Here is a 3,797-nt window from a genome sequence, read left to right as displayed (position 1 = left end):
TCCCTTTGGCTTATCCGGCTGAGTAAAAACAGCTACAACATTATGCTTGCTCTCGTGTAATTTTTTGAGTGCCGGTACTGCAAAATCAGGAGTACCCATATAAATTATATTCATAATTAACCCTCAATCAGCCAAACATTTCTTCACATTCTTCTTTAGTAAGCATACGCTTTGCTACCTGCTTGAAAATAATACCGTCAAGGTGGTCAAGCTCGTGGCAGAACGCCTTTGCAAGAAGCTCCTTGCCGTCAACTGTAAACTCGTTGCCGTGTCTGTCAAAAGCCTTTACCTTAACATAGTTAGGGCGAACTGTAATGCCCCACTCACCCGGACAAGACAAGCAACCCTCTACGCTTTCCTGCTCACCCTCGGTTTCAATAATAACCGGGTTTACAAGCTCGATTACCTGATTCTGCTCCTGACTAATGTCAATTACAACAACTCTGCGGATAACACCAACCTGTGGTGCAGCAAGACCAACACCGCCGGACTCGTGCAAAGTTTCAATCATATCATCAATAAGCTGTGCAAGTCTGTCATCAAACTTTACGACTTCACGACATTTTTTTGTGAGAACGCTGTCGCCCTCTTTAACAATTTGCCTAATAGCCATATCTACACTTCCTTAACATACAAGAGCGTTCATATCGGCATATGCCGTAACGCTGCTAAACTCCTTTTCATTGCCAAACTCGCAAAGTATTTTTGAAAGCAAGGCACGAAACTGAGAATTATTTTTACATTTAATTATAATCTTATATCTGTATTTATTGCTTATTTTTACCACCAAAGCCGGTGCAGGGCCTAAAATTCTGAGCGGCATATCAGGATAATTTCTTTTTGCTTCGTCAGTAAACATTTCAAGAAATTTCCTTGCACCCTTTAATGTAACCTCTCTGTTTTGCGATACAAAGCCGATTAAGCAAATATCCGCAAAAGGCGGATAAAGCATAGCCTGACGCACCTTAATTTCATTTGAATAAAAGGTGTTGTAGTCCTGCCTTGCCGCCATTGAAATAATAAGGTTATCCGGTGTAAAGGTTTGAATAACCGCCATTCCCTTATCCTTACCTCTGCCGCTTCTGCCAACCACCTGTGTGAGCAATGAAAAAGAACGCTCATAGCTGCGGTAATCATCGGCATAAAGCATATGATCGGCATTAAGCACGCCAACAAGTGTAACATTCGGAAAATTAAGTCCCTTTGCTACCATCTGAGTGCCGACAAGAATATCATAATCGCCGTTTGCAAATGACGAAATCATTTTTTCATAAGAGGACTTTGACGAAGTTGCGTCAGTATCCATTCTTAAAATTCTTGCCTCCGGGAAAATATCCGAAATATCCTTTTCTGCTCTTTGAGTACCTGTTCCGCCAAAGGTAAGTCTATGACTGTGACAAACAGGACATTCATCGGTATAAGGCACTGAATAACCGCAATAATGACACATCAGGCGGTTATTGGCACTGTGGTAAGTAAGCGAAATTGAGCAATTCGGGCAGGTAACAGCTTCACCGCAAGCACGACAGGTTACAAAGGTATTGTAGCCTCGGCGGTTTAGCAAAAGTATTGACTGCTTTTTATGCTCAATATTATATGCAATATTTTGGAGAAGTACATCTGAAAAACCACTTGTATTGCCGTTTTTCAACTCCTCGCCCATATCTGCCACAACAACCTCGGGCAATACGGCAGAGCCATATCTTGCAGTAAGAGTATTTAGCGAATATCTGCCTGTCTGTGCATAATAGTAGGTTTCCACACTCGGAGTTGCCGAACTCAGCACAAGCAAGGCATTATTGCACGAACAGCGAAATTTTGCAATCTCTCTTGCATGATAGCGTGGAGAGCTTTCTGATTTGTAGCTATATTCCTGCTCTTCGTCCATTATAATAAGTCCAACCTTATCAAAAGGGGCAAAAACCGCACTTCTTGTGCCGATTACAATTTGAGCAAGCCCCTGTTTTACCCTTTTGTACTCGTCAAGTCTTTCGCCAAGTGACAACGCACTGTGAAAAACTGCGATTTTATCGCCAAAGCGTTTTGCAAACTGTGACACAAACTGCGGAGTAAGGGAAATTTCGGGCACCATTACTATAATTCCCTTGCCGTCATCCATTACCCTTTCAATAAGCTTTATAAACACGCTTGTTTTGCCGGAGCCTGTGACTCCGTATAACAAGCTGACACTTGGAAACGGTGAATCGTATTCATTATAGAGTGAATCACAGGCGGACTGCTGTTCATTTGAAAGAACAATTTCTTTTAAAGAACTATCTTTCTGTCTGCTCTCAATTCTGAATACCTCTTCATCATAAAAATATATAAGACCTTTTTTACAAAGAGCGTCAACTACAGCAGTTGTAACACCCGTAAAATAGCAAACCTCTTTTACAGAGATTGCACCTGCCATTTCAATCAGCTCAAAAACATTTTTCTGTTTATCGGTAAGCTTTACACCCGACAAATCAACATCAGGTGTAACTGCAGCCATTTTCATTACAGCATCATTTACCTTGCGAAAAATTTCGTCTGATTTGTAAAGCACTCCCTTTTGCACCAAAAGTTCAAAAGGCTCTGTGGTACTGTAGCCAAAGGCGTCAAGTAATACCTCACTTTTAACAGCCTTTCGTTTTGAAAAAAGGTAGTTATATATTCGCTTTTCCTCGTCAGTTAATTCTTCAAAGGAAAATTCATTTTCATCTTTAGCACCGTACATAGTAGTAACCTTGTAGTTAATACCGGCAGGCAGCATAGTTTTTACTGCCTCGTAAAAGGTGCAAAAGTAATGTGATTTCATAAAGGCCGCCGTTTTAAGCATTTCTTCACTCAAAACAGGCTCATCGTCAAGTACAGAGGCAATAGATTTTAATCCCTTGGTATCACCCTGCTTTACTGCTGTGATAATCCCCTGTCTTTTACGGTTTCCTCTGCCAAAAGGCACAAGAACACGCACACCCGCAACCGCCTTGCTCTGCAAAGCATCGGGAATTGCATAATCAAATGCCTTATCAAAGGAATATGCTGCTTTTTCAACAGCAATCTCAGCTATTTGGAAGCTCATCATCGTCAGGCTCTAAAATGCCAACCTCGTGATTTTTAATTTCCTTAATAGCAAGAAGTACAGGCTTTTCATCAGATACCTCAGGACTTGCCTCCTGCTCAGCTGTGATCTCTCTTGCTCTTTTAGCAACACCTACAACGAGGGCATACTTACTCTGCTTACCTGCGAATAAATCGTCAACATTAACCTTATGCATAATTAATCTCCTATCATTATCATAATATTTTATCCGAAAAATCGGTTATTTACTCTCTTTTTCAAGAATTTCAAGAATTTCGTTAACTGCTGTGTCGAGGTCATCGTTCACAACATTGTATTTGTATCTGTCTTTAAAGGACATCTCACGCTCAGCCTCAGCGAGTCGCTTGTTAATGGTTTCCTCGTCCTCAGTTCCTCTGCGGTGAAGTCTGCGAGAAAGTGAGTCTATAGAAGTCGGAAGAATGAAAATGCTGAGCACATCGGGATATTTCTCAAGAATCTGAAGTCCGCCCTGAACCTCAATTTCAAGAAATACATCATAACCCTGACTAAGCAAATCCTCTACCTGCTTTTTTGGTGTGCCATAGTAATTGTCGCAATACTGTGCATACTCAAGAAAGCCGTTCTCTTTAATAAGATTTTCAAACTGCTGCTTGGTTACGAAGTTATAATGTACTCCGTCAATCTCGCCTTCTCGTGGTTTTCTTGTGGTGTTTGATACCGAAAGGCGGATATTAGGGTTACGCTTTAAAAG

4 protein-coding genes and 1 pseudogene are annotated in these 3,797 nt (G+C 41.1%); all 5 read right to left on the bottom strand.

Annotated features, from left to right (window positions below; translation table 11 throughout):
* A pseudogene (locus ACJMMI_RS08050) lies at window positions 1-114 on the bottom strand (methionyl-tRNA formyltransferase); the annotation flags it as partial.
* 13 nt (window positions 115-127) lie between these two features.
* Window positions 128-613 (bottom strand): peptide deformylase, encoded by a 486-nt coding sequence (def, locus tag ACJMMI_RS08045; RefSeq protein WP_405354814.1) that lies wholly within the window; start codon window positions 611-613, stop codon window positions 128-130.
* A 12-nt stretch (window positions 614-625) separates the two neighbouring features.
* Window positions 626-3,067, bottom strand: a complete 2,442-nt coding sequence (gene priA, locus ACJMMI_RS08040; protein WP_405354813.1) for a primosomal protein N' — start codon at window positions 3,065-3,067, stop codon at window positions 626-628.
* A complete protein-coding gene (rpoZ, locus tag ACJMMI_RS08035) occupies window positions 3,045-3,260 on the bottom strand; it encodes a DNA-directed RNA polymerase subunit omega (RefSeq protein WP_405354812.1) in 216 nt (71 codons plus the stop codon). The genes priA and rpoZ overlap by 23 nt, the downstream gene beginning before the upstream one ends.
* Window positions 3,261-3,305: 45 nt before the next feature.
* Window positions 3,306-3,797: guanylate kinase (gene gmk, locus ACJMMI_RS08030; protein ID WP_405354811.1), on the bottom strand; the 492-nt coding region annotated here is incomplete at its 5' end.

This window comes from Ruminococcus sp. (assembly GCF_045129435.1).
GTDB lineage: Bacteria > Bacillota > Clostridia > Oscillospirales > Acutalibacteraceae > Ruminococcoides.
The sequence above is the reverse complement of the archived record's forward strand: the minus strand, read 5'-3'. Positions and strand labels throughout refer to the sequence as shown.

Coding starts and splice junctions, on each gene's coding strand:
- def (WP_405354814.1), bottom strand. CDS start 613: ATGGCTATTAGGCAAATTGTTAAAGAGGGCGACAGCGTTCTCACAAAA.
- priA (WP_405354813.1), bottom strand. CDS start 3,067: ATGATGAGCTTCCAAATAGCTGAGATTGCTGTTGAAAAAGCAGCATAT.
- rpoZ (WP_405354812.1), bottom strand. CDS start 3,260: ATGCATAAGGTTAATGTTGACGATTTATTCGCAGGTAAGCAGAGTAAG.